Origin of the sequence: Mesorhizobium sp. M0800 (assembly GCF_040320095.1) — a bacterium.
Classification (GTDB): domain Bacteria; phylum Pseudomonadota; class Alphaproteobacteria; order Rhizobiales; family Rhizobiaceae; genus Mesorhizobium.
In genome coordinates, this window is the sequence record NZ_JAMYOZ010000014.1 from 1 (window position 1) to 23829 (window position 23829).

25 protein-coding genes and 2 pseudogenes are annotated in these 23829 nt (G+C 60.8%); 14 read left to right on the forward strand and 13 right to left on the reverse strand.

Going from position 1 to position 23829, the window contains the following annotated elements; translation table 11 throughout:
- Positions 1–671 precede the first annotated feature (671 nt).
- Together NKI18_RS17780 and NKI18_RS17785 are read right to left on the reverse strand one after the other, a co-directional pair.
- Positions 672–1922, reverse strand: coding sequence for a caspase family protein (locus NKI18_RS17780; RefSeq protein WP_352619648.1), 1251 nt, complete (start codon positions 1920–1922; stop codon positions 672–674).
- An 11-nt stretch (positions 1923–1933) separates the two neighbouring features.
- Positions 1934–3043, reverse strand: coding sequence for an OmpA family protein (locus tag NKI18_RS17785; RefSeq protein ID WP_352619649.1), 1110 nt, complete (start codon positions 3041–3043; stop codon positions 1934–1936).
- A 133-nt stretch (positions 3044–3176) separates the two neighbouring features.
- On the opposite strand from NKI18_RS17785, the gene NKI18_RS33415 reads away from it, so the two are divergent.
- The 4 genes from NKI18_RS33415 to NKI18_RS17805 all read left to right on the forward strand — a co-directional run bounded on the left by NKI18_RS33415 (position 3177) and on the right by NKI18_RS17805 (position 5763).
- Entirely contained in the window at positions 3177–3692 is a 516-nt protein-coding gene (locus NKI18_RS33415; RefSeq protein ID WP_502900715.1) for a hypothetical protein, read from the forward strand.
- A 33-nt stretch (positions 3693–3725) separates the two neighbouring features.
- A complete protein-coding gene (locus NKI18_RS17795; protein WP_352619651.1) occupies positions 3726–4043 on the forward strand; it encodes a hypothetical protein in 318 nt (105 codons plus the stop codon).
- A 418-nt stretch (positions 4044–4461) separates the two neighbouring features.
- Positions 4462–5163 (forward strand): sensor histidine kinase, encoded by a 702-nt coding sequence (locus tag NKI18_RS17800; protein ID WP_352619652.1) that lies wholly within the window; start codon positions 4462–4464, stop codon positions 5161–5163.
- 402 nt (positions 5164–5565) lie between these two features.
- Complete coding sequence (locus NKI18_RS17805) at positions 5566–5763, forward strand: hypothetical protein (RefSeq protein ID WP_352619653.1); 198 nt, start codon at positions 5566–5568, stop codon at positions 5761–5763.
- 451 nt (positions 5764–6214) lie between these two features.
- On the opposite strand, the gene NKI18_RS17810 is transcribed toward NKI18_RS17805, so the two are convergent.
- Both NKI18_RS17810 and tnpC read right to left on the reverse strand, forming a co-directional pair.
- Positions 6215–6448: a hypothetical protein gene (locus NKI18_RS17810; protein ID WP_352619654.1), complete on the reverse strand. Its 234-nt coding sequence runs from the start codon at positions 6446–6448 to the stop codon at positions 6215–6217.
- Between the two features lie 2 nt (positions 6449–6450).
- Positions 6451–8021 (reverse strand): IS66 family transposase gene (gene tnpC / locus NKI18_RS17815; protein ID WP_352619682.1). Its coding sequence is split into 2 segments (ribosomal slippage): positions 6451–7925 and positions 7925–8021, totalling 1572 coding nucleotides; the frame shifts between segments, so codons are not numbered across the junction.
- Here tnpC and NKI18_RS17820 point away from each other — a divergent pair.
- Positions 7956–8138, forward strand: coding sequence for a hypothetical protein (locus NKI18_RS17820; protein ID WP_352619684.1), 183 nt, complete (start codon positions 7956–7958; stop codon positions 8136–8138). The genes tnpC and NKI18_RS17820 overlap by 66 nt on opposite strands.
- A 54-nt stretch (positions 8139–8192) precedes the next feature.
- On the opposite strand, the gene tnpB is transcribed toward NKI18_RS17820, so the two are convergent.
- Both tnpB and tnpA read right to left on the reverse strand, forming a co-directional pair.
- Positions 8193–8519, reverse strand: coding sequence for an IS66 family insertion sequence element accessory protein TnpB (gene tnpB / locus NKI18_RS17825; RefSeq protein WP_352619655.1), 327 nt, complete (start codon positions 8517–8519; stop codon positions 8193–8195).
- Positions 8520–8536: 17 nt separating this feature from the next.
- Positions 8537–8890: an IS66-like element accessory protein TnpA gene (gene tnpA / locus NKI18_RS17830; RefSeq protein WP_352619656.1), complete on the reverse strand. Its 354-nt coding sequence runs from the start codon at positions 8888–8890 to the stop codon at positions 8537–8539.
- 55 nt (positions 8891–8945) lie between these two features.
- On the opposite strand from tnpA, the gene NKI18_RS17835 reads away from it, so the two are divergent.
- On the forward strand, positions 8946–9215 hold the full coding sequence (locus NKI18_RS17835) for a DUF982 domain-containing protein (protein ID WP_352619657.1): 270 nt from the start codon (positions 8946–8948) through the stop codon (positions 9213–9215).
- Positions 9216–9678: 463 nt separating this feature from the next.
- On the opposite strand, the gene NKI18_RS17840 is transcribed toward NKI18_RS17835, so the two are convergent.
- The gene (locus NKI18_RS17840; protein WP_352619658.1) at positions 9679–10044 is read right to left on the reverse strand and encodes a low affinity iron permease family protein; all 366 of its coding nucleotides are present in this window, start codon (positions 10042–10044) and stop codon (positions 9679–9681) included.
- 766 nt (positions 10045–10810) lie between these two features.
- Here NKI18_RS17840 and NKI18_RS17845 point away from each other — a divergent pair.
- The 4 genes from NKI18_RS17845 to NKI18_RS17860 all read left to right on the forward strand — a co-directional run bounded on the left by NKI18_RS17845 (position 10811) and on the right by NKI18_RS17860 (position 13248).
- A complete protein-coding gene (locus tag NKI18_RS17845) occupies positions 10811–10972 on the forward strand; it encodes a DUF2269 family protein (protein ID WP_502900716.1) in 162 nt (53 codons plus the stop codon).
- A gap of 244 nt (positions 10973–11216) precedes the next feature.
- Positions 11217–11945 carry a hypothetical protein gene (locus NKI18_RS17850; protein WP_352619659.1) on the forward strand — a complete coding sequence of 243 codons (729 nt, stop codon included), beginning with the start codon at positions 11217–11219 and terminating at the stop codon, positions 11943–11945.
- Positions 11942–12337, forward strand: a complete 396-nt coding sequence (locus tag NKI18_RS17855; protein WP_352619660.1) for a phage holin family protein — start codon at positions 11942–11944, stop codon at positions 12335–12337. The genes NKI18_RS17850 and NKI18_RS17855 overlap by 4 nt, the downstream gene beginning before the upstream one ends.
- Positions 12334–13248: a hypothetical protein gene (locus NKI18_RS17860; RefSeq protein WP_352619661.1), complete on the forward strand. Its 915-nt coding sequence runs from the start codon at positions 12334–12336 to the stop codon at positions 13246–13248. Before NKI18_RS17855 ends, NKI18_RS17860 begins: the two co-directional genes overlap by 4 nt.
- 147 nt (positions 13249–13395) lie before the next feature.
- Here the strand turns inward: NKI18_RS17860 and NKI18_RS17865 are convergent, their stop codons facing one another.
- The gene (locus NKI18_RS17865) at positions 13396–15033 is read right to left on the reverse strand and encodes a M20/M25/M40 family metallo-hydrolase (protein WP_352619662.1); all 1638 of its coding nucleotides are present in this window, start codon (positions 15031–15033) and stop codon (positions 13396–13398) included.
- A gap of 283 nt (positions 15034–15316) precedes the next feature.
- On the opposite strand from NKI18_RS17865, the gene NKI18_RS17870 reads away from it, so the two are divergent.
- The 4 genes and pseudogenes from NKI18_RS17870 to NKI18_RS17885 all read left to right on the forward strand — a co-directional run bounded on the left by NKI18_RS17870 (position 15317) and on the right by NKI18_RS17885 (position 18875).
- Positions 15317–15709 (forward strand): GFA family protein, encoded by a 393-nt coding sequence (locus NKI18_RS17870; protein WP_352619663.1) that lies wholly within the window; start codon positions 15317–15319, stop codon positions 15707–15709.
- Between the two features lie 570 nt (positions 15710–16279).
- Positions 16280–16504, forward strand: a complete 225-nt coding sequence (locus NKI18_RS17875; RefSeq protein ID WP_352619664.1) for an alpha/beta fold hydrolase — start codon at positions 16280–16282, stop codon at positions 16502–16504.
- Between the two features lie 232 nt (positions 16505–16736).
- Positions 16737–17447: an MBL fold metallo-hydrolase gene (locus NKI18_RS17880; protein WP_352619665.1), complete on the forward strand. Its 711-nt coding sequence runs from the start codon at positions 16737–16739 to the stop codon at positions 17445–17447.
- A gap of 357 nt (positions 17448–17804) precedes the next feature.
- Positions 17805–18875, forward strand: a pseudogene (locus NKI18_RS17885) (IS630 family transposase).
- A 336-nt stretch (positions 18876–19211) separates the two neighbouring features.
- Here NKI18_RS17885 and NKI18_RS17895 read toward each other — a convergent pair.
- The 5 genes and pseudogenes from NKI18_RS17895 to NKI18_RS17915 form a co-directional block, all read right to left on the reverse strand.
- Positions 19212–20285: an aminopeptidase gene (locus NKI18_RS17895; protein WP_352619666.1), complete on the reverse strand. Its 1074-nt coding sequence runs from the start codon at positions 20283–20285 to the stop codon at positions 19212–19214.
- Between the two features lie 601 nt (positions 20286–20886).
- Positions 20887–21969 carry a sensor histidine kinase gene (locus NKI18_RS17900; protein ID WP_352619667.1) on the reverse strand — a complete coding sequence of 361 codons (1083 nt, stop codon included), beginning with the start codon at positions 21967–21969 and terminating at the stop codon, positions 20887–20889.
- Positions 21970–22373: 404 nt separating this feature from the next.
- Positions 22374–22881, reverse strand: a pseudogene (gene nadE, locus NKI18_RS17905) (NAD(+) synthase).
- A 34-nt stretch (positions 22882–22915) separates the two neighbouring features.
- On the reverse strand, positions 22916–23287 hold the full coding sequence (locus NKI18_RS17910) for a cysteine hydrolase family protein (protein ID WP_502900717.1): 372 nt from the start codon (positions 23285–23287) through the stop codon (positions 22916–22918).
- 249 nt (positions 23288–23536) lie between these two features.
- Positions 23537–23824, reverse strand: coding sequence for a hypothetical protein (locus NKI18_RS17915; protein WP_352619668.1), 288 nt, complete (start codon positions 23822–23824; stop codon positions 23537–23539).
- Positions 23825–23829: the final 5 nt, after the last annotated feature.

The window sequence follows — 23829 nt, forward strand, 5'->3', positions numbered from 1 at the left end:
TCGCGTCATCCGATGCTGGCCTCCACTCCAGCCAGCATCTTGAATCACAAAACCGACTGATCCGGAATCCCCTTCGATTCCGTCAAATCAGGAACCGCTCTAGAACGTGCGTAGTCGGGATACGTTGCGTTGGGGGAGCCCTTGGGTTCGCAGCTATTCTCATCCGGCTCGCTCAGAAGTCTTGCAACGGAATGGCAATTCTTGTCGGCGGAACGCCGTAACCGGCATCGTTAAGGGCGTTCACGTTGAAGATGCGATGGTGGTCATTCCTCACCTCAAGCCGATCCGTCGATTTGCAACCCCGCCGCTGCGCCCCAGGCGCCCCAGCCTCAAACCACCGCGGGTAGCTCTCCCGCGCATAGCTCGAGCACCAGCCCTCGGCGGGCCAACAATGGCGACATGATTAGATCGTTCCAGTTCCGCAAGCGGGTATGGCGCGGGCACTTTCGGTGCAGACCGTCGAGCGTAGCGCGCCCTTCAACATCCGCCACATATAAGCCTCCTTAGAAGGCTTCGTGCAGAAAGGAATGTTGTTCATCTCGATCATGAGGGTGCGCGCCAACACGCTGTTGTGGAGCTCATCCGTGGCTCTTCGCACACGACGAATGTCTAGGCGGGGATTGGCCCCATCGCCTGTTTGACCAGGAATTTTCGAATCGAAGGTCCAGATCCTACTTGCAGCCGCCTTGCGCCCACTTAGCCAGCGCCACCTTGAAGCGCGTCCCGAGCGGATGTTGCAGGCGCAGCACGGAGACATCGTTGGCCGCGAAACTCTTCGCCTGTTCGCACAGCCGAACCTCATCCCACTCATGGCAGCCATTGCAGTGCTTGCCCTGCCACACCGCTTTGTCGAGCCCTTCCACGGGAGCAAAGAGCGGCTTGCCCGTGATCAGCTCGGCGATACTCTTGCCGTCGATCTTTGGATCCCCAAAATCGACAGGTCGGTCGAAAAAGATCGGATCGTCCGAAGCCAGTTTCGGGATTTTCTGACGCAGCACATTGAGCGCAAGCTGGGCATCGTCAGCGCCAGACGGATTTGCGGCGGCGTTGCGCCCGCCCGAGCCGCCTTGCGGTTGTTGCGGAGCGGTCGCCTCACCGACGATCAGTGGCGCGTTCAGATCCACCTTGTGCAGCACGACCTCGGTGGTGAGCGAGACATTGATCCACGGGCGCTGTTTGCCGGCCGTTGCTTTGAACACGTCGGCGGTAACCCTGTTCATTGCGTCAGTGATGGAGACGTTCGAGGCCCCGATATGGGCTAGCAGCGCCGACGTGAACGGCGAATGTTCGCTCGATCCGTCATAGGCAACCTGATTGGGACTGGTGGAAAAGGCGACCAGTGTACCCGCACCGCCATTCTCGATCGGGATTTCGGCAAGCCCGCTTCTCGCTCCCTTGACGCCTGCGGTCTTTGCCAACACCTCGGCCAAGGGATTGTCGCGACAGGCGTCGAGGAAAATCAGCCTTATGCTGGTCTCGCGCGACATTTGCCGCAAAACGAAATCCACCGGCACCGCTTCGAAGTCGAGCGAGGTCTCGTCTTCCAGTGCGGCATCGACCGGAAGCAGGTAGTTGCTGCCTGAAACTTGCAAGCCGTGGCCGGCGTAAAAGAAAAGGGCAATGTCGGCGCCGCGAACCTGCTTTGCGAACTTCGCAATGGTCGTCTGGGTCTGCAATTTGGTCAGATCGAAACCCGAGACGACTTCAAAGTCCAACTTCGCAAGGCGGTCGGCAACAGCCTGCGCGTCCCGGACCGGGTTGGTCAGCGCCGGCCCATGCTGGTACTGGGAGTTGCCGAGGACCAGAGCAACACGGCGTTCCGCATTGGCCGCCGTCAATGTCAATAACAGTGAGAGCGTCGCCAGCATCGCGCGCGGGGCACTGCCAAAACAGGCAATCAGATGGAAGCCCCACCGGAACAAGAGGTCCTTCCTCAGTTGACGAGCTTGGTGGCGGAAAACTCGATCCGCCGGTTGAGCGCCTTGTTCTTCGGCGTATCGTTAGCCGCAACAGGCCGCTCCTCGCCATACCCGGTTGCCGTGATCTGCGTTCGTGCAATACCCGCGGCGACGATGGCATTGGCAACGGCCTGGGCTCTGCGCTCCGACAGCAGCTTATTGGCGGCAGGCGAACCATCGGAATCGGTATGGCCGGAAACCTCTACCTTCAGGCCTGGGCACTTGCCGACCACGCCAACCACCTCCGCCAGCAGCGGGCGGCTTTGGTTGTCGAGCCGCGCGCTCGCCGACCGAAAGTAGACCGCCCCAGTGCGGGAGAGCACCGCGAACCGGTTGAGGCACTCCTCGTCGCTGAAGTTCGCTTTCGCGGCATCGGTGGCGACGGGTCCGACGTCGGCAGTACTTGCCGCGACTGTCTGGACGGCCGCGGGCTTGCTGCCGCCGGCGTTGAACACGAAATCGAACGATACCGAAGCGGTCGGAACAATGTTGGTCACATTGGCGGCCTGCTGCAGTTTGTCGACATTCGGCAGCAGTCCGAAGTCCTCGACATGCACCGCCACAGGCGCCTCCGAAGCGACGGAGACCATGCTGTCGCTGATCATCGTCACTACGACATTGGCCTCGAGATCCTTGTCGACCCCGTGCAGGTTGAGGCGAAATGGCAGCACTGCCTTCACCCTTCGCTTGGTCGCCAGGTCTGCAAATGCGGCAGGGTCCACTTTTGCGGTCAGTTCGGCGGACGGATACTTGAACGTCTCAAAGAAAAGGAACCGCATGCGGACATTGCGAAGGTCGACACCCGTGTCGACGGAGTTAAGGTCAACGGTGATCTTGGCCTCACCCGTCGAAGAAAGAGTGCCGGCTATGTTCCTGATCTTGTTGGTTTCGACGATCGTGTTCTTCTTGACCGACTGGTAGGTGAGCACGGAGGCCGTCGGGTCGAGTGTCCAGTTCGTCTGTGCATTGGCGCTTTCCAGCCCAGGTAACAACAGCACCGATAGAGCGACGATTAAGCCAAGGATGTTTAGGGCGAAGCAGCTTCTCGAGCCCGTTTTCCACCAGTCTCCGACGAATTCGAACATGGACCCCCCACAGGACAACAGCCTTCCGTGTCGCAATCACGACCATGCCGTGCCAACGAGAGCATAGAACAATTGTTGAGGCTTGGCGAGCACCGGCGAATCGATCGCAAACATCGGACCGACCGAACACGCAATGAAAAAGGCGTTGTTCATGCGCACTTTCACTCAGGATCTCACCGTGCTGATTACCGATCCATCCGAGCTGTCCCCGGACAAGCGTAGCAAACTCAAAAGGGCCGGGATCAAGATCAGCGTATGCAGACCCAATGCCGTTTGCGCCACGGGCCGGGAGACCGCAGTGGAACTCATCGACGGCGGAACGCTCTCGTTTGATACCATCTACCCTGCGATGGACTCGACCATCCGCTCGAAGCTTGCGGTCGACCTTGGTTTGCATGCTGTGATAAAGCGGGCAATCTCGTCGTGGATTCGCGCCAGCGCACCGCGGTCCCCGGACTTTATGCAGCCGGAGATGTGGTCAACGAGATCAATCAGCTTGCCGTCGCATTCGGCCACGCAGCGGTCGCTGCAACCGACATGCACAACTATCTTGCAAATGGCGACGGCGAACATTGGTCCCAAGCCGAACACGGCCCACGGTGACACCAAGCGCACGGCGCCCGGCGCCGACCCCGAAAACAAAGCATGAGGAACGAAGAGGCACGGCGACCGTTCGTGATCATTGAGTTTCATCATGTATCTTTTTCAAATCCTGCTACCTCGCGCGGACAATTCCGGCAGACCGTTCCCCAAACAGGAATTCGACCGGCTCAAAGAAGAACTGGCCCAGCAGTTCGCCGGCGTCACGGCCTTTTTGCAGGCACCTGCCGAAGGGCTGTGGCGGCAAGGCGGCGAGTGCGGCAATGATGAAATCGTCATCTTCGAGGTGATGACGGAGGAGATTGATCTGCGAGCCTGGCGAACACGCCGTGCTGACCTTGAGCGACGCTTTCGTCAGGACGAGGTGATCATCCGTTACTCATCGATCGGCGTCGTGTAAGATGCGGAGAGGTTCGGTTCCAGCGGCGGGCAGGTTCGACACAGGTTGACCAGAGCGGCCAAGGTCCGGCGCTGAAGTCCGTCACACGATGCAAATCAGCTCGCGGCGATCAGCAACTCTTTTTAATTTCGGGTTTGTGACGGAATCTCTGTAGTAAGGCCCGCGTCTTCGGAGGGACGAAAGACGCGGGCCTCGACCGGCTTCACCGATCCTGCAGCCGTAAGGAGTGAACTTGCCGCCAGCACCGAACCTTCGGGGTGGCTCGGTTGTTCCCGCTAGTGGAATAAAAAGCCCGCCGCACATGAAGCACGGCGGGACTGATCGAAGGCTGTTTCACCAAGCTGGGGCTTAGGGGTCGGGCTTGCGAGGTGCGCACGGACCATTGCCTATACTTAGGCGAAACGAGCATCGCATCCGCATGCTGATGCGTGAGGTCAACCATCGCGTCAAGAACCAGTATTCGGTCATCCTTTCGATGATCCGCGAGACTAACAAGCGGGCCCAAACCCCCGCCGACTTCGAACGAGAGGTTCGCGAGCGGATCATGGCCCTGTCGCGCTCGCACGATCTGCTCGTGATGGGCGACTGGAAAGGTGTCACTGTTTTCGAACTCCTATTGTCGCAGGCGAAATCCTTCGGCAATGAGGAGCGAATTTCGATGTCCGGACCGTCCATCATCCTTAGCCCAAATGCAGTCCAATATCTCGGCATTGCCTTTCACGAACTCGCGACCAATTCGGCCAAATACGGCGTGCTTTCAGGGGACGAGGGCCAGATTTCGGTCACGTGGAACACCAGGGGTTCCGGTGCCTCGAGAGTCTTCCACCTCACCTGGGCCGAAACCGATGGCCCTCATGTCCAGACCGTCGGACAGGGCGGCTTTGGAACCGTGGTGCTGAAGCGAGTTGCTCCCGAGGCAGTCGGAGGGAGAGGAAATCTCCAATACGGCCCGCATGGATCACCTGGAGCTTGGAATCCCGTTGGCCGCCGTCGAGACATCGCTGGTGAGCGAACTGTAAAGGACTATCAGTTTCGAGCGGTTAGTGGGAACGCGGGGGAGCATCTTGCCACTGACATGCGGAAACATGATTGGCCCGGCCGGCTCATGCTCACCCGCTAAATATGGCTGGCCAATCGTACGCCCCCGTTGACTCAAATTTCGCAGGGAACATTTTTGACTTTCAGCCGCGCTAAGGGCTGGCGCTGATGCGGGGGTCAGGGACGTTGCGCCGTTCAAACCAGCCTTGACCCCGCCGACCTAGGTTTGTGCCAACGCGTACTTCAACGGCTCTGCACCGACGAAACGTCGACCCCTCGCCCTTGGATGGCGACGTCTCGCATCTCGCATTTTGAGGGGCAAAAGCACGAGGGCGAGCTCCTCGAACTTCTTAGATCGAAATGATAAATACTGTTCTTCCCGGCGCCGAATGCAACGAAAGCTGTTACCGAGCGTTGCGATGCAAGTAACTCGAGAAACGAGCATACGGCGGCCGACACACGCAAGCGTGGCGGGGAGTTCACTGTGGACGACGACAAGAGCGATCATGACCGCCTCAAAAGTCTCGTAGCGAAGTCTGTTGCGAAGGAAACGGGCATAACGGAGGCCCAGGCGCTGGATTTGATAAACATGATCGGCACGGACCGCCCGTCATTGCTACGCGAAGCGCGCATGCTGAAGGCCCGCCAGCGGCCGGCCGAGGAGTCGCAGTCGCCGCGCTAGGCACCGAAACGGACAGCCCGGAAGCACCACGGTGGAACGTTTCAGAGCCGCCGTAATTCCGATTTACGGCCTGCCCACGGCGATCATCGTGCCCATGGTTCGTAAACCGCGCCATGGAGCTTGTCGGCGAATTTGTTCGCTTCAGAATTCCGGCGACCCGCCAACGGGCGTTATTTGAGTTTAGGATTGCCCCGAGAAGAGCCTGTTTAGTCTCAATTGCATGGTGTAGCGGGGCTTAGAATCGCGAAGATGCGCGTTCATGCAACCTCCGCCCTCTCTTCGCGTTTAGCCCCGTTCAATCCTGGCGAGCGAGAAGATGCCGGCGTTCATTCCGATTACAATCTACCTGAATTGCAAGCCGATGGTGGTTGCATCAATAGTATCCATCCGGTGAAGACCGCAGGACGTGCGTATCCTGTGGCCATGAGCACCTGAGCACCGCGGTGCCGGGTCAAGCTTTCGATGGGGAGACGCGATGATATTCTACGAGGAGGAGTTTGACCTCCTCGATGCCTTCATCGGTGAAGGCCAAGATCCCGTCGTCATCGTTGGCGCCGTACACCCAGATGACGCCGTCCTCGGGCTCGAGACCGAGGGTCAGGTCCTGGATGAGCGCTTCGCTGACGCCGAGGTCCCTGGCGACACGTTCGACGGTGTAGACGTGATGCACCTTATTGCGCTGCATGATCAGGCCGCCGCTGGTTGGGTCCGCAGTTTTGCGGATCTCCCATTCCACGGCAGCAAATCATCGATCCGATGGGCTGGGTGGGCTGCGATGCGCGCCAGGATATCGGCGAGCCAGGCCTGAGGGTCGACGTCATTCAACTTGGCGCTGACGATCAGGCTGTAGAGAACGGCAGCGCGCTGTCCGCCGCGATCGGAACCGCAGAACAGCCAGGACTTTCTGCCGAGAGCGATGCCGCGCAGGGCTCGCTCGGCTGCATTGTTCGATAGGCAGATCCGCCCGTCGTCGAGGAACCGGGTGAAAGATGACCGGCGGCGCAGCATGTAGTTGAAGGCCTTGGTCAGATCGTGTCCGCGCGAGAGCTTGTCGCGCGTCTCGATCATCCAGCGCTCGAGCTCGGTGACCAGCGGCGCGCTCCGCTCCTGGCGCACGGCGTGGCGTTGGGCCGGCGACAGGCCGTTGATCTCGCGCTCGATATCGAACAGGGCATCGATGCGCTTCACGGCTTCAACCGCTAGCGGATAGACCAGGTTGGGCTTCTCGCCGTGCGCCTTCTTGCGCGCCGCCGCTTCGACATCGGCCAGCTCGAACACTTTGCGTCGGCTGTGGGCCCAGCAGCTGGCTTCCAGAACAGGCGCCGGCTGACGGCCCGTCGCATAGAGATCGCCATAACCGCCATAGGCATCGGCCTGCAGAATGCCGCTCCAGCCGGCGAGATGCGCCGCGGGATGTTCGCCTCGGCGATCGCGGGAATAGTAGAACACCGCCGCCGGCGGATCGGCGCCGCCGAACGGTCGGTCATCGCGCACATAGGTCCATAATCGGCCGGTATCGGTCTTGCCCTTGGCCAGGACCTGCACCGTCGTGTCGTCGCCGTGCAGACGTGACGCGGCCAGCACATGGGCTTCGAGTCGCTTGAACAGCGGCATCAGCGCCGCGGCGCCGGCGCCGACCTGGTCGGCGAGCGTCGACAGGCTGAGCGGCACGCCTTCGCGGGCATAGCGTTCAGCCTGGCGGTTGAGTGGCTGATGCTGTCCGAACTTCTCGAACAGGATCATCGCCAGCAGGCCGGGACCGGCCCAGCCGCGCGGGGTGGCGTGGAACGGCGCCGGAGCCTGGCTGATCGCCTCGCAGTCGCGGCAGGTGAACTTCTCCCGCACGTGTTGGATCACCTTCCATTGCCGCGGCACCACCTCCAGGGTCTCGGTGATATCCTCACCCAGCCTGCGCAGCCGATGACCGCCGCAGCAGTGGCAAGCGGTCGGCGCCGGCTCGACCACGCGTTCGCGCGGCAGATGCTCGGGAAATGGCTGGCGCGCCGGTCGTTTGCGCACATAAGGCGCCACCTCGGTGGTCCGGGCCGCGGCCTGTTCGGCGGCGATCTCGTCTTCCGTTGCCGTGCTCTCGAGTTCCTCGAAGGTGAGCTCCATCTGATCGTGCAGGCGGGCTGAGCGTTCAGAACTCTGACCATGCAGCGCCGCTGCAGCTTCCGGATCGTCAGATCCTGATGGGCGATCAGCGCCGCATCATCCGATGCCTTGGCCCTGGCGACCGCCAGTTCGGCCTCGACCAGCGCAGCGCGCGCGGCCTCGTCTTCGGCTCTGGCCAGCGCCGCGCTCAGCGCTGCTCTCAGCGCGCCGATATCGTCCGGAACAGCATCCAGGGTGGTGGCAACCATGCCCTGAAGTGAATCATAAAACGCGTCCGCTGACTCGCGGAAAATGGCGCAAACTCAAAGAAAAACTCAGCCCGCGCGCTGCGGGCGGAACGTGTGACGCGGGTTGCGCCAATCGATCCCGTCGAGCATGTAGGCGAGCTGCGCCGGTGATATGGAAACCGTGCCGTCCGCCGGCGACGGCCAGAGAAACCGGCCCTTCTCGAGCCGTTTTGCATACAGCGACATGCCGAGCCCATCATGCCAGATAATCTTGATCAGATTGCCGCTGCGGCCGCGGAAGACATAAAGATCGCCGGCATGCGGATCCCGGCCCAACGTCTCCTGAACCTGCAGAGCGAGCCCTTGCATCCCGCGACGCATATCGGTCCGGCCGACCGCCAGCCAGATCCGCACCTGGCTCGGAACCGGGATCATGAAACGCCCAGCGCCTTCACCATCGCCGCCGCCAGTGTCGGCGGCGTGGTCAGCGGAATCCGCAGCCGCACCTTGCCGGCGATCTCCAGCTCGATCACCGCTGGGGGCGTCGCCGGCACCGAAACGGCGACAGACTCATCGGGAACCACGACAACTTCGGCAAAGCCCGTCTCGCGGGCTCTCAGCGTGCGGCGCCACTTATAGATCAGGCTGGTCGCGACATCGTACTGACGCGCCACCGCCGCCACTGTGGCCCCGGGCGCGAATGCCGCGGCCAGTATCCGGCACTGATCCTCTTCACGCCAACGACGACGACGCTCAGGCCCGGTCAATAACGTCACATGGCTCATGCTGTGCTGCTAACTACGCTCGTAAGGACGACCTTAAGAGTGCAGCCTCGCTTCCGTGCCATGCTCGCGCAAGGCGGCCCTCGCCGGAGGCGTACCATCAATATCCGACGCTGCGAAAGCGCTTGAACAACCATGGCCATACGTGGCCAAGCCGCGGCGGCTCGAAGCCGTCCGAATGATCAGGGAATGCTTGGCCGGTCATTGCAACCAACAAGCTGCGATCGATGCCTTCAAGGCAGCCGCAATCGAACAGGGACTTCTTACGCAAAGGCCTTCGAGCGTAGGCCTCACGAAATTAGATGCGGTTGTTAGAGACGTGGTGTGAGCTCATACCGCTCTCGCCATCTGGACCGGAGGGAGGCTTCGGCAGCGGATGCCTTCCGCGGCGTCGACGTTCCCTGGAGAAAGCGGCAGCGCTCGACGGCGGTGTGCTTCCACATAACGCGGTCAAAGCCGGGAGACCTGCCCATAGCTTGGAAGTGCTTCCACCAGCTCTGCGAAAAGATGCACTCCCACGGAATACGATAGGCCGCAATGATTCCGACCGAGGCACAAACAGTCCTCGAGCTCCCCCCTAGCTGCAAGTCCGGCGAGCCCGCTCGCGTCCATCCCGGTTTGCAACGGCCAGTCTTCTTGCCGACTACCACAGTGCGCATACGTTAGATTAGCCATTCTCCGCTTATAAGCTTACCGCTGCCGCGTCTCGTCGCGCTTGGCCGCCGCTGGCGGGACCTTGAGCGACCGCCTCGTGCCGGACTCAGCTTGCCATGATGGCTTTTGAGTAGCGCTCACGCGTCAGAGACTCCCCCGTGCTTGGTTTCTCGATCAGCCGCCGCCGCTTCCATTTCGAGCCGCGCCAAATGGGCCTTAATTTCCTCAGGCTCGGCGTGCTCCAGCCCGACGACATTGTTGCTCGTTTCCTTCAATGCAACAATAATTTCATCGAGCTTGGCATGGATGGCAGCAGTGTCGCGATAACCCTGGATCAGAACAACGCCGGTAATCACAATCGCAGCTACTGAAAGCGCGTAGGTGATTACGCTTGTCAGGCCGAAAGGGACCATCGCAGTGCAGGCTATCATGGCCACGATGATTAGATAAAAGCCGGGCGGCCGGGACAGAAAATCAGCAATTACAAAGAGAAATCGGTTCATGTGAATCCCCAACCAAATGATGTAATCCGATTGGGGCTCGTTTTTTGGGTGCTCGTCAATGCGGTCCGAAATGCGGACGGCTCTCGCCTATGAGCCAGCGGAATAAGGATCCTGGACTGTGCATGAAAGGTTGCTGTGCAGTCGTCCTTACTTTTTCCGCTGATGCGGGAATGTGGCGTCCCATCATCCTCTCCGGATAGGACGCGAGGGTTGGCGCTAGAGACGCCGTCGTTCGGTCCCCCTTTTTGGTTCTTCTCGGACTGGCCCCTGGCGTCCGCCTCTGGTTGCGGCTTGCCGGCCAGCTCTCTTTCAAAACAGGTGTTTTTCGACATGACTCTCTCTCCATTGAGAAACGCCAACTCGATATGAGGAGCAAAGCTCCGCGGCCGGAACCAACCTCGTGCAGGTTACTTAGTCACCTGCTTCCGCTGTACTTCGTGCCTAGAGGCGGTGATTACCGGCAGTTGCCGGGATCGGCTGGAACTCAGCGGGAAACACACCCCTTCAGGACGGCCTCGACTTCGCAAGGCCGCGTCGGAGCGCGCGCTGGATAGCGTCAGAATGAGGAAGCTGTCGACCTCATCGCTGCTGGCATGCCGGAAATTCGACGGCGGAATCATGAAACCCCTATTCCATGTTCTCATTCTGTTTACGACCGGGTCGATCCCGGACCTTGGTTCCTTCGTGAAGAGGAGCTTTAGGTCAGGACAATCGGGATGTGGCCATTCTTCACAGGAAAAGGGCTGGTCGCCAGCGGTGCCATAAGATGCGCAAGCTGGCATCGCAAGCCGCCGCTGCAGGCGCGCCGTTGCATCGGCTCTTCTGGCTGTGGTTCGCCTTCGGCTTCCCAACCTTCGCTGCCGTACTCGGGATTCTGTGGCTGATGATCGCGCGGCCTCAGATCGAGTGGCAGGTCGCAGGCAGATAATGCCCAGTCAAAGCACTGCGGAAAAATTCCGGCCCATGCAGCGCGAATATCTGCCGGAGCGGACCTGCGCCTCGACCTGTAAGTCGTACCGGAGCCCGGTCTCGTATCATTTCCAACCGCGCGCTCACCGCCATCGGCACAGGACAATCCCGTCTTGAGGCTGGTTAGGCTTCGCTTACCAAAAAAGATGACGCCTGAGGGGAACACGGGAAGCACAGGCAAGTTCGGTGCGCAGTGGAGGAGATTGCGCCATGAACAGTGTTATTTATCTCATCGGCCTTGTCGTCGTCGTGCTTGCAATCCTCTCCTTCCTCGGATTCCACTAGGAGACACCATGCAGGACCAGGACGATCAGGGCCGTCAGACGGCCGATTTCGAGACCGCCAGAAGCGAGCTTTCGGAAAGACTACAACGGGAAAAGCAGACCGCGACGGAAGCGCTCCACGATGCGCGTGACGAGATCACCAGGAAAGCCGGAGATTACGCATCGGAAGCAAAGCAAGCGTTGTTCAACAAGGCTGAGGGAACGCAGCGCGACGTGAGCGCCAATCTCAAGGCCTTCGGCGGCGCATTGCGCGCGGCAAGCGAGCATCTTGCCAATAATGATCAACGGACTGCTTCGAAATTCGCCCTTGACGCCGCAGGCGGGCTCGAGCGGCTTTCCTCGTCCCTGAAGGATAAACCGTTCGACGAGGTGCTTGGCGAAATTCAGTCGTTCGGCCGTGAAAACTCGGGGGCGCTGATCGCCGGTTCGGTATTGGCAGGCCTGGCGTTGGGGCGGTTCATCAAGAGCTCGCCACCCTCTGCCCAAACCGGAGCACCGGGCCAGTCGGGAACAGGCCGGGCGCCCGAGACGGGTCCTAGCTCGAATGAGTCGGGATGGCGATCGGCAGAGGCAGTTGAGCCGGCCCCGCTAGGATCCGATCAGTCCGGCGATGACTGGGCCAATGCAAGCCTGGAGCGAAACCCATGACTGACAATCAGGACACTCGCAGCCTGACAACCCTTGTCAGCGATCTGGCACAGCAGGTCACAACACTGCTTCAAACCGAAAGCAGGCTGTTGCGGGCTGAAATGTCGGAAAAGGTAAGCAAGGCCGGCGCCGGCGCCGTGGAGGTAATGGGAGGCGCCATTTGCCTGCTCGCCGGCCTGATGGTGCTTTTGCAGGCGCTGGTGATTGCCTTGGCGAGCGCCGGGCTGGGAGCCGGATGGTCCTCGCTGCTCGTCGGCGTCGTGGTGGCAGTACTGGGCGTCATACTCTTGCGCTCCGGCAAGGCAAGCATGGCTCCCTCAGAGTTGACCCCCGACCGGACACAAGACCAACTTAAACGCGACGCACGCGTGATCAAGGAACAGATAAGATGACCGACAAATCCGCAGCCGAGTTGGAACGCGATGCTGATATTGCGCGCGCCAGAGTGGCAGATACCGCAGACTCGATCCGCAGCAAGATGACACCGGGCCAACTGATCGACGAATTCACCGGGATGTTCAGCGGCGAGGAATCCGCCATGCTCAGCAATCTTAAGACTCAGGTCAGGGACAATCCGTTGCCGCTTACATTGGTCGGCGCGGGCCTGGCCTGGCTGATGCTTGGCAAGGGCACGTCGGTAGACAGTTCAGCACCTGGTGCGTATTCGACCGGCAGGGAACCTGACGGCAGCCGAAACGTCTCTGACGAGCGGAGCTTGGGCGGGGCCTGGCAGGACTCACGCGGCGATGAGTACGGTGCCGAGAGCGAAGATTCCGCCGGCTCCATGCTCTCCGATGCCGCTCGTTCGGTTGCTTCCGTGGCAGGCGGTGCGACTGAGGCTGTCGCAGACGTTGCGAGCGGCGCCAAAGAAAGATTGAGAAGCACGGCCGGGCAGTTCGGCTCGAGCGCCAACGATATGGCGGGGCGGGTGCGGCAGTCGACGCAGGACCTGTTCCAGCGCGAACCTCTGGCCATGGCCGCGGTGGGCCTTGCCGTGGGCACCGCCATCGGCGTGATGCTGCCTCACACAGCCGCGGAAGACGCGCAACTCGGCCCATACCGCGACAAGCTTCGTGACAGTGCCGAGGAAGTCTTTGAGGAAGGCGTGGAGCAAGCCAAGCAGGTCGCCGCCGAAGCATATGAGACTGTAAAGGAAGAGGCTGACCGACAGGGTTCCAGCGGCGACGCCGAGACGTTGGTCGACCGCGTCGAGAAAGTCGTGAAAAAGACGGCAAGCAAAACCGAGGAAGCTATTCGCGATCGTTTGCCGGACTCGGACGAGCCTCCCAAAACTTCGTCATAGCGCTACCGCCGGTTTTCGTGGTGCGCTGGCGAAGCTGTTCTTGAGAATCTCTTCACGGCGGACGGAATGCCTCGGGATTGATCTGGCATGCAACCTCGGCTTTGCAGATTTGCTCCTGGCGAGGTATCGAGTTGCTGCTTCCGTGCGCTACGCCTGCTTTGCAAGAAGCGCCGCACAAACATCGCTCGCGACTTGCGGCAAGACATCGAAAGCATAGCCGATGTGAAGCCGCTCGAGCGGGGTATGGTAGTCTCGTCCCCACGGGCCGATATTGATGGTGGGAATGTTGGCCAGCCCGCCTGACTTCGGCCAGCGAATGCCGTCGCGCCACATCGGCGTGTTGCGGGCGACGACGTTGAGACCGGATTCGGTAGCCTCGCCAAAGAAGCTCATATCCGAGATGCCGGCGAAATAATCCGCACAGCCGATCGCCGAGCCATAGCGGGCGGTTGCGCCGGCTGCGATGTCCAAGGCAATCGCGCGCAACCTCGCCGCTGCCGGCCTGTCCGAAAGGTTCGTCGGCAGATAGGGTATCGAGCCGAAGCCGGTGACGATTGCCGGTCCCGGCAAGCGGCTCAATCGCCATGCCTCTTCAGTAACCAGCCGGCATTGCTCGGGCAGCGGGAGATCGCCGGCGGCAAGAGACGCGCCGAGGGTGCCAAGCCTTGATCTTGCTTCCGCATCGAGACGGTCCAGCAGTGCCTCGTAGCGATGCAGGGGAATTGTTTCGACGAGATCGATCGCGGCGCTGCCGTGCTGGCAATGCCGCCGCTGCTTCAGCTCCGCCAGGCAGGCAAAAGCAGCATCGGCGCAAAGCCGGTCAAAGCGATCAAGCACCTCGTCCGGGCTCCGTCGATAGCTCAGCACGTTAAAGCTGGCGAAGGCCGTAGCCGGCGTTGTTACGTCATAGCGGGACTTGCCGTCGCGAATATTGAGCAAGCTCGGCGGTGTGCCCGGAACGGACTGGGCATTGTCGGTAAGCTCAGAGGCCCATTCCACCCGGGCGGCTATGGCAGCGGCAACAGTCGCGGCATTCAGCCCATTCAGGGGAAAACCGCTATGCGCGGGAACGCCGACGACATGGGCCGTCGGAAGCAGCTTGCCGACCGTTCCAAGCGCGATGACGCGACCCTTGCTGCCGTCACCGTCGTCGGCGATCGCATCGAGATTGATCGCCGCCAGAATATCGAGCCCGCGCTCGCCAGCAATCGCCGGCAGCGCCTGTGCCGCCTTGCGCGCTCCGGCAGAATTGTTCTCTTCGTCGGGGACGGCGATGAACAGAAGATTTCCCGCCGCGTTAGTGCTTTCGGCGAATGCGGCGCAGACCGCCAGCCCGGCGGCGAGACCGGCCTTCATGTCGAGCAGGCCGCGCCCTGCGAGAAAATCTCCCGACGCGAAATCGTCCCGCGCCCGCCTCGCGGCAGGCGCATCTGCCAAGGCCAAGGTTTTGCCCAGCGCCTGCGTGAGTTGTTGCGGCCGAGTTGCCATGTCCTCCAGCTCGCCATAGTCGCTCGTCATAACAGTGTCGTAGTGGCCGGTCAGCACGACGGTTGCGTGGCCAGTACCGCGGACCAGCATCGCCACGCAGTGGCGCCCATCCCCCGGCTCGACTTCTATGGTCCAGATTTCCGCGCGGCGAAATGCCGTCTCGTGGCGCAACGCGTCGGCTAGCCATGGGCCGAACGAGGCTTCGCCATCCGTCCCGGTGACGCTTTTCCGTTCCGTTAGCGCGATGGCCCAGCGTCTGGTCCGGCCGGCCAGGCCGCTCTTTGCCCCACTGTTCATCATTCTCCTCGACGCACGTGAAAGAGCCTGAGCTTAGTGCCTCCGGCAACCTTCTCAAGGGCGGCCCGGGGTGGGCGGAGTTGACGGCTGGAACCAACCCTCCTTGCCACTCGTTGCCGGGCAAAGGAGATTACGCCATGTGCCTTCCCATGGGACCCCAACCGGAAGAGCCGCCATTAGACGCGCCAATGTGGACGCCGGATCCCGATGTGCTGCCGTATGAGTCTTCTGTTCCGAATCCAGACGAGAGCTGCGATCTCTTTATGCGAGCGGTGTCGATATGATGGACGAGCAAGTTCGCACAGGTGGCTGCCTTTGCGGAGCTGCTAGCATCCGGCTCAAAGGGCAGCCGACGAGGGTTGGTATATGCCACTGCCATGACTGCAGGCGAACGAGCGGGAGCGCCTTCGTCTGCTTCGCGGTTTGGCCCAGATCGAGCTACGAAGGCACTGGCAATCTCCACACCTTTGCCGGGCGAAGCTTCTGCCCAACCTGTGGTTCGCGCCTCGTAAGCCTTCGGGACGACGAGGCAGAGGTGATGATCGGCAGTCTGGATCAAGCTCCGAGCAATCTTATACCAGATTATGAGCTGTGGATCGGGCGACGGGAGTCATGGCTGTTGAACCTGGAATGGGCCGAGCAGTTCGAGCACGATTGGGAGCCGAGGAAAAATTGAGACCCAATGGAGACGGCGTTGTCTGAGCCGGTTCAGCACCCCGATCCACCGGTCTGACATGCTTAACGGTCGCTGCGGTGCGCGCCGGTCATCTCGGGACCCTTTCAAAGCAGCGGCGTCAAGCGCTCTAACCTGCGTTCCCATTGCAAAGTTCCGGCGAGCGGAAACCAGCAGAGCCTTCTTCCAGGAGCAACCGACGATCAGGCGGGTTGGGGCAACCAAACAGGGAGAGCAAAGATGGACTCTGTAAGCCACGCGCCGACACGCGCGGCAGTTCGGCAGCAGCATCAAGGCATTTCAAGAGCGGTCACGCCTGTCCACTTTGCGTGCGGCGGCCGCTAGTGGCCCGCCGGACGAACAAGACAACAGCAGCCGCCGTCCCGCTTGGCGCCGGGTTGACCAGCCTGGCGCTGTACAACAGCGCTCGTGCCAGACGCGCGCTTTTCCCGCACGGGTCGGGGCGCTTTATCGGGATGGCGGGGGTGCGCCTGCACCTCCTTGAGCAGGGCAGCGGGACGCCGTTGATCCTGCTCCAAGGAAACGGGGGCCGAGGATTTCAAGACCAGCGGCATGCTCGATAAAGCCGCCGGCAAATACCGGGTGGTCGCCTTTGACCGGCCCGGCTTCGGCAGGAGCACGCGGCCGCGAGGCAAATGGTGGACGGCGGCCGCGCAAGCCGATCTCATTCATGCCGCCGTCGCGCAGCTTGGGATCGATAGATATCTCGTTCTGGGTCATTCCTGGGGCGCGTCGGTGGCTCTCCAACTCTCGCGCAGGCACGTTACTAGTGGTTAAGATCTAACGATTGGTACCCGATCGCAAGCGCGGCCACATCGCGAGCGCCTCCGTCTTCCTATCGGAAGAAATGTCTGACGCCATCTTGCCGCAAATGTTATCTTTGTACCCGATCGCAAGCGCGGCCACATCGCGAGCGCCTCCGTCTTCCTATCGGAAGAAATGTCTGACGCCATCTTGCCGCAAATGTTATCTTTAGCGATCCGTCCTCGATCGAAGAAGGATCGCATCAATGGACGATTGGAGAATCGGGAATATCTGGGTAACCAGAATTCTGGAGATGTGCGACCCTCTGGGGACGCCGTCGGAATGGTTCCCCGACTGCACCGACGAAGCACTCGAACCGCATCTTCATTGGCTCACGCCCCGATTGATATCGCCGGCAACCGGCCGGCTTATTCTTCCCATCCAGAGTTTTCTGGTTCGTACCGGCCACCACACCATTCTGGTCGACAGTTGCGTCGGCAACGACAAGACGTGCGCATACTTCCCGCATTGGCATCGCCGCAATGACGGCACCTTTTTGGCGCGCCTGGCGAATGCAGGTGTTGCTCCCGAGCAGATCGACTATGTGCTCTGCACCCATCTTCATATCGACCATTGCGGCTGGAACACACGATTGGTGGACGGGCGTTGGATACCGACATTCCCGAACGCCCGCTACATCATGGCGCGGCGCGAGTTCGAGGCCGCACAGGCCGCCTCCGGCGATGCCGACGAACGGACCTATCAGGACAATGTGCTGCCAATCGTCGAGGCTGGTCGGGCTGTGCTTGTCGGATGGCGAAGTGTGGCTGGAGCCGACGCCGGGCCACACCCCGGGGCACGTAGCCATCGGCCTGAGATCTCGAGGCGTAGGGGCAGTGTTTTCCGGCGATCTCATGCATTGGCCGATGCAATGCATATACCCCGACTGGAGCTTTCGGTACGACACGGACCCTGACCAGGCACGTCGGACGCGGTGGGCATTCCTGGAGGCTTGCTCGGACAATGGACGTATCGTCATGACATCGCATTTTCCCTTGCCGTCGGTGGGAACTATCTCGCGACGCCAGTCATCATTCTGGTTCGAGGATCATCAGCCGCCGTAATCGCCGAGGACGCCGACCACGCGAACCCGAACGGCGGGGGCGATCGCGCTCGGCATGTCCGGCGCGCGGATCGCCGGGAGGGCCGCGCTGGAGGCTTAGCAACTGCAAGGCTGGCTCGCGCTCGCCACGATGTGCATCGGCGTCGGACAGGGCGTGACATAAGAGTGGGGTGGGATTCCTTTTCACGAGTGCGCATGTGAGTCTGTTGCATGCGCGCAGGAATATCGTTCACCGTTTCGCCAACCGATCGCCAGCGACTGACGGCGCTTATCCGGGATCGCAACACGCCGCAGAAGCATGTCTGGCGCGCCGAGATCATCCTGCTGAGCGTCAACGGCACCGGCACCGTCGAGATCATGCGGCAAACCGGCAAATCGAAGACCTGCGTGTGGCGCTGGCAGGAGCGCTTCGCCACTGAAGGCTTCGAGGGGCTGTTGCGCGACAAGACGCGGCCCTCGCGCATTCCGCCTCTCGGACCCGAGGTGGCCGAGCGCGTGGTGGCGCTGACGCTTGCCAAGCTGCCGGGCGAGACGACGCACTGGACCGCCGACATGATGGCGCAAGCGGCTGGCATCAGCGCAAGCGCTGTGCGTCGCATCTGGAAGGCGCACGGGCTGCAGCCCAACCGCTGGCGCCAGTTCAAGCTCTCCAACGATCCCCAGTTCGTCAACAAGCTGCGCGACGTCGTCGGCCTCTATGTCGATCCGCCGGCTCACGCCATCGTGCTGTCGGTCGACGAGAAGAGCCAGATCCAGGCGCTCGACCGCACCCAGCCCGGCCTGCCCATGAAGAAGGGAAGGCTCGGCACCATGATCCACGACTACAAGCGGCATGGCACGACCACCCTGTTTGCCGCCCTCAACGTGCTCGACGGCACCGTTATCGGCAAGAACATGCAGCGGCATCGCCATCAGGAGTTCATCCGCTTCCTCAACGCCATCAAGGCGCAAATGCCGGCCAGCAAGGCCGTCCACGTCGTCCTCGACAACTACGCCGCCCACAAGCACCCCAAGGTGCGCGCTTAGCTCGACCGCCATCAGCGCTTCACCTTCCATTTCACGCCGAGGTCGTGCTCGTGGCTCAACGCGGTCGAGGGTTTCTTCGCCAAGTTGTCGAAGCGTCACGGCGTCTTCCATTCCGTTGTCGACCTCCAAGCGGCAATCAACCGCTTCCTCGCAGAGCACAACCAGCAACCCAAACCCTTCTCTTGGATCGCCGACCCCGACAAGATCATTGCCGCCGTCAAACGCGGGCACCAAGCGTTAGATTCCATCCACTAGATCGGTATTCTCATCGTTCTCGAAAGGCCTTTCCTGGCCTCAAGCCTGGCCAATTCGGTGAGGTCGGCGTTGCGTGCGCGTGCACGCCAGCTCGAGGTCAAGTCCCACCTTGAACAGAAACAGGAGGTCGCAGACCGTCAGGAGCTCTTGATCCGCGAGCTTCATGACCGGGTCAATTAGGTAGATATTTGCTGCGCAGAATAATTCGCCAGTCCCGCCGAGCGACCGGGCCGGGTGAACAGAACACTGCCCTGGCGACTTGGTGTCCACGATCGCTGTGCATCCGCTCGAAACCTCCGAGTCAGTTCACGCCCAATAATGTCACCGGTTCGGCCGTCAGGTTTGAATGGCTCCATAACATTTGTCTGCCCCCGCAAGCGCTTCGGCGCGGCGAGCCTTATCTAACGCGCCGAGCCTTTGAACCGATGCATAGAACCGTGAATAGTCGCCCGAACACAAGTCGAACACACGGAGAAAGGCCGGCACCCTATCGCTGTAGACAGAAGTCGCGGCGAGCTTTGCGTTATTGATCGGAGCATCGAACCAGGCGTCATATCCGCCGTATCCACCCCAGCGCCTGTCGCGCATCTGACGGTAGCGCGTCCTCAGCCGTTCGATCGCGGCCGTCTTTGCGGCCCGCTTCTGCTCAGAAGTACCATCGTCGTGATAGACATGCCTTAGCTCGTCCCGGGTCTGCGACACCAGCGCGAGAAATTCAGCTTTGCGCCTCCGGTCGGTTTCGTAACGGCGCAATCCGACAGTATCGCCGGTCGCGCGCAGCCATTTTCTCACACCCGTTGTTTCGACAGCGACAGCGAACGCCTCGTTGAACGCGGAATCGTTATGCACGTAGACGCGCTGGTGGGCCAGTTCATGGAATACCAGCCCTGCGAGGTACGTTCCATCTTGGGTGAGGATCGTGCTTAGCAGCGGGTCACTCGACCAGCCAAGCGTGGAATATGCAGTGACGCCCGTTACATAGACGTCGAGGCCCTGTCTTTGAAGTTCGGCGGCGGTTTCAGTCGCAGACTTTTCGGAGAAATATCCCCGGTAGGGAACACAGCCGAAAACCGGAAAGCACCATGTTCGTGGTGTCAGCGAGAATTCCGGCGCGGCGAAGACGGCCCATGTCACGGAGTCGCGACCAACATCGACATAGCTGCGGTAGCTGTTATTGTCGGGCAGCGCCAGTTCATCGATAGCAAACTGTCGTATGGCGTTCGCCGATGCCATTCGGGCGCGCAATATCTCAGGGGTCGAAGGATCGTCGATCAGTTTTCCGACGTCTTGGCGCGCCGCCATGATCTGCATATGGCCCTGCAAAGATTGCGCGTAGTAGGAAATACTGGTGCAACTGGCCACGCCTGGCGTCAGGATAATCGCAGCAACCAATCGAACGAATGCACGCATCACGGTTTGCCTACAGCACTGCTTTCATGTCCCGATAGCGCAATTTCGCGGTTACCTCCGACCACGAACAGTCGGACCAATTTGATGTGTAGGTTAGACCTTCGTCCTCGGCAAGATTGGCCAATGCAATGACTCGCTGCTGAATTGCCAGCCCGCGCGTGATGAGCGCAAAGGCGTCAGGTGCCCCCGCCATCATGGCGGAGCGATGAAGCTCGCGGTAAACGCGCAGAGCGTTTCAGCTTCCAGCGGACACCACCGGCGCCTCCAGTGAGATCGGGCAGGCCGCTGCAGGCGCATTCGCGGCAAAGGGTTATGACATGTTCTCGTGACGCGTGAGCCGGCGCGTGCCGAGTGCGCGGCGTCCGACTGCTGGTAACTCGGAGCGCGCGTGTTTTATGGGGCACCGATCCTACAAATCGCTCTGAAGTCGAGCGCATGGGCGATACCATCGTCGCGGAGTTCGGGCGGATCGACGTTTGGGTGAGTTGCGCCGCAATACTCCTTCTCGACCGCCGAAGGGCGTCCGGGGCGTGTTTGCAGTCACCTGCTCAAAGCGGCGACGTGAGCCAGCCTCCGGCCTGCTATGTTCGACGGCAATCGTTCAGCTTGTTGCCGCCGACCGCTTGAAAACGATGGTCACCTTCGTCCCTTTGTTGGTGCTGGACTCGACGGCTAGCTGCGCCTTGGCGTTCTCGGTCAGCGATCGCGCGATCAGCGCTCCGAGCTTGCCTGGCTTGGGCCACATCTCGCCTTCCGGCAGGCCGATTCCGTTGTCCGCCACAATAACCCGGCAGCCGTCGCCATCGACGATGCTGTGCAGCGTTATCGTGCCGCCATCGCGGCCCCGGAACGCATGCTTAAGCGAATTGGTCAGCAATTCGTTTACGACCAGTCCCGCCGGCATGGCGACGTTTATTGACACCGGATATGTATCCACCTTCATATCCAGCCGGATTCCCTCGACCGCATGCGAGCTCATGACCGCGGACGCGATCTGGCTGAGATATACACCAAGGTCGACCTCCTCCTTCGGCTCGTCGGCCGTTAGCGTCTGGTAGAGGATCGCCAATGCGTCGACGCGACCGGCGAGCCGCTCAAACCGTCTCCGGTCGGCCTCGGTAGCGTTGCGGCTTTCCAGCCGGATCAGTGCGGTGATCATCTGCAGGTTGTTCTTCACCCTGTGCTGCAGTTCGCGAAGCCGTGTGTCTTTCTCGTTGACACGCTCCTCGGCCGAGCGCTGATCTCCCGCCTCGCCGTGAGCCGATACGTCGACCAGGGCCACCAGTCGGAAACAGACCTTGCCGTTGTCGTCCTCTATCTCGTTGGAATAAACGTCGACGATCGCGGGTATATCCTCGCTGCGCTCCAGCCTGAAGGTGCCGACCAAATCGGATTCCTCGACCACAGCCTCGGCTAGCGGCCTGTCCTTTTGCTGATGGAGGCCTGTGCCTAAAAGGGCCGCCCAGTTTTTTCGGGTAAGCCTGGCGGCTGTCAGGCCTGACAGTTTCTCGAATTCCGGATTGGCGTAGACCACGCGCTCTTCACCGGTAAGGTCCGAAACGGCTATGGCGATCGGCACCTGGTCGAGGAATTTCTTGAACTGTTCGCTTTCGAGTGCTGTTGCAAGGTCAGGTGTATCAAGCAACTGCTCGACCGCCTCAGCCTTCTCTGAATCCGATGTCATTTGCGCGCCTGTTCTGTGCGGATGATATCAACAATGCGGCGCGCCTGCCATCGCCAAAACTGAGCTGCATCTCACGTTTTGCATCACGCATCTGACAACCAGCCCTGCATCGCTAACGGCAGTACGTCTAACATTGCGACCGGCCGAAGGAGAGCGGCAAGGACCGGCTGCAATCCAGGTGCCTGGAATGTTGAGGCGGCCGGTCAAGTGGGTACGCTGCGGAAGATCAAGAGAGCGGGCCTTCAGTGAGGAATGAAGTTCGTGTGCCGGCCTCGGCCATACGCGCCGACACTGTCGACCGCATGGCCGCGTGCGCCCTGAGAGGGCAATGCATCGCTCCAGCGGTAGTTCCGGCCGTTAGCTGCCTATCTGCGGCAAGCCCATCAATCGTGTATGTTGAGACACTATTGCCGATGCCTAGATGTCGAACCCGTCATGGCAATCGTTGTGACGGGAAGCGCTCGCTTATGGGCTGTGCTGGAATGCGCATGAAGTACGCGCCTGCGCGCCGCTTCGTTGATCTCTCGACCTTCGAGGAAGTCGTCAATCTGATCGTATGTGAGACCATATGCATCTTCGTCAGGCCGAAGCGGGACGAGGTTCTCCAGGTCGGCGGTCGGGATCTTGTCAACAAGATCGGACGGAGCGCCCAGATGTGCTGCCAAGGCGCGAACCCTGCGCTTGTTCAGCCCGGAAAGAGGAAGAATGTCTGCCGCACCCCTTTCATTCGCAGTTCCTCGACGGCGCGTTGAGCCAGAAGGGCGGCGGCAAGCGAATCCACTCCCCCACTGATTCCCAGCACATAAGTGTTTAGGCCGGATGCACGCAGATAGGTGCTGAGAAGTCCATGCGCCGGCGGGCTTCCAGCGCGACTTCGAAGCTCGCCGTGACGCCCAACGCGTCGATAATCATTCCTGTTCTGCCCTGCGCAAGGGTGCTCCCGATGTCACAACATTCCGTCCAGTCGAGCGGCCAGGAGGTCGGCGGTGGTCACTGTCTCGACCTGCATGCCGTAGCGGCTTTCATAGATCGCCAGCATGGCATCGTGGGTCGAGTCAGCTCCGGAACATACCGCGTCGGCGACGATGATCACCCGGTAGCCGAAATCGATGGCTCCCATCACACAGGCGAGCACACAGACCTCCGTCTCCGCGCCCGACACGATCAGTGAATTAATTCCCGCAGACCGCAGGCGAGCATGCAGTGACCCGTGCCAAGCCGACATGACAAGTTTGTCCTCCAACAAAGCGGGCGGCACGAACCGCGCCAGTTCCGGAACAAGATCAATCAGCTGCGGATCAAGCCTATCACGGGTCATCGTCTCCCACTTTTGATAGTAGCGTCTCCAGGCGCCGCCTGCGTCGTTAGGAGATTGAGGGGGGAATAAACCGGGTGAAGATCGTCCGCGCGGGGTCAAGTTCGACGAGGGCGACGACATTGGGCAATACACGCTCCATCCACGGCGTGTGCCACTCCGTCGTTTCGGCAAACATCCGTTGCATGTCGACGCAAAGGTGGACCCAGCGCTCACGAAGCGGTCCAAACCGCAGGCCTTGGTCCAATTTCGTCAATGCCGGACCGCTTTCCTGGCAGTGCTCTGCGCCTTGGACTGGTCCAGACCAGCCACGATCTTTGCTTCCTTGCCATCCGTGCCTTGGCCGCGGGGGAATAACTCCCCGATGTTCCAAAGCTTGTTCAGTGGCATGTCGGCGAACGCATATAGTGGATGATCCTGGTGCAGCAGGAGCGGAGCTGCCCCAAGGTCATCGTGTTTGGCGGTTCCCCCGCTCGACTCCTCCCGCCGGCCACACACAAAGAGATTTTGTTGATCGACGTGGTCATCCAATTCGACCATCTGCA

Excerpts from the sequence above, each read along its gene's own strand:
- NKI18_RS17785 (WP_352619649.1), bottom strand. The coding sequence starts at position 3,043 with ATGTTCGAATTCGTCGGAGACTGGTGGAAAACGGGCTCGAGAAGCTGC.
- NKI18_RS33415 (WP_502900715.1), top strand. The coding sequence starts at position 3,177 with ATGAAAAAGGCGTTGTTCATGCGCACTTTCACTCAGGATCTCACCGTG.
- NKI18_RS17800 (WP_352619652.1), top strand. The coding sequence starts at position 4,462 with ATGCTGATGCGTGAGGTCAACCATCGCGTCAAGAACCAGTATTCGGTC.
- NKI18_RS17810 (WP_352619654.1), bottom strand. The coding sequence starts at position 6,448 with ATGCAGCGCAATAAGGTGCATCACGTCTACACCGTCGAACGTGTCGCC.
- NKI18_RS17820 (WP_352619684.1), top strand. The coding sequence starts at position 7,956 with ATGGGCGATCAGCGCCGCATCATCCGATGCCTTGGCCCTGGCGACCGC.
- tnpA (WP_352619656.1), bottom strand. The coding sequence starts at position 8,890 with ATGAGCCATGTGACGTTATTGACCGGGCCTGAGCGTCGTCGTCGTTGG.
- NKI18_RS17840 (WP_352619658.1), bottom strand. The coding sequence starts at position 10,044 with ATGAACCGATTTCTCTTTGTAATTGCTGATTTTCTGTCCCGGCCGCCC.
- NKI18_RS17845 (WP_502900716.1), top strand. The coding sequence starts at position 10,811 with ATGCGCAAGCTGGCATCGCAAGCCGCCGCTGCAGGCGCGCCGTTGCAT.
- NKI18_RS17855 (WP_352619660.1), top strand. The coding sequence starts at position 11,942 with ATGACTGACAATCAGGACACTCGCAGCCTGACAACCCTTGTCAGCGAT.
- NKI18_RS17860 (WP_352619661.1), top strand. The coding sequence starts at position 12,334 with ATGACCGACAAATCCGCAGCCGAGTTGGAACGCGATGCTGATATTGCG.
- NKI18_RS17865 (WP_352619662.1), bottom strand. The coding sequence starts at position 15,033 with ATGAACAGTGGGGCAAAGAGCGGCCTGGCCGGCCGGACCAGACGCTGG.
- NKI18_RS17870 (WP_352619663.1), top strand. The coding sequence starts at position 15,317 with ATGGACGAGCAAGTTCGCACAGGTGGCTGCCTTTGCGGAGCTGCTAGC.
- NKI18_RS17875 (WP_352619664.1), top strand. The coding sequence starts at position 16,280 with ATGCTCGATAAAGCCGCCGGCAAATACCGGGTGGTCGCCTTTGACCGG.
- NKI18_RS17880 (WP_352619665.1), top strand. The coding sequence starts at position 16,737 with ATGGACGATTGGAGAATCGGGAATATCTGGGTAACCAGAATTCTGGAG.
- NKI18_RS17895 (WP_352619666.1), bottom strand. The coding sequence starts at position 20,285 with ATGCGTGCATTCGTTCGATTGGTTGCTGCGATTATCCTGACGCCAGGC.
- NKI18_RS17900 (WP_352619667.1), bottom strand. The coding sequence starts at position 21,969 with ATGACATCGGATTCAGAGAAGGCTGAGGCGGTCGAGCAGTTGCTTGAT.
- NKI18_RS17910 (WP_502900717.1), bottom strand. The coding sequence starts at position 23,287 with ATGACCCGTGATAGGCTTGATCCGCAGCTGATTGATCTTGTTCCGGAA.
- NKI18_RS17915 (WP_352619668.1), bottom strand. The coding sequence starts at position 23,824 with ATGGTCGAATTGGATGACCACGTCGATCAACAAAATCTCTTTGTGTGT.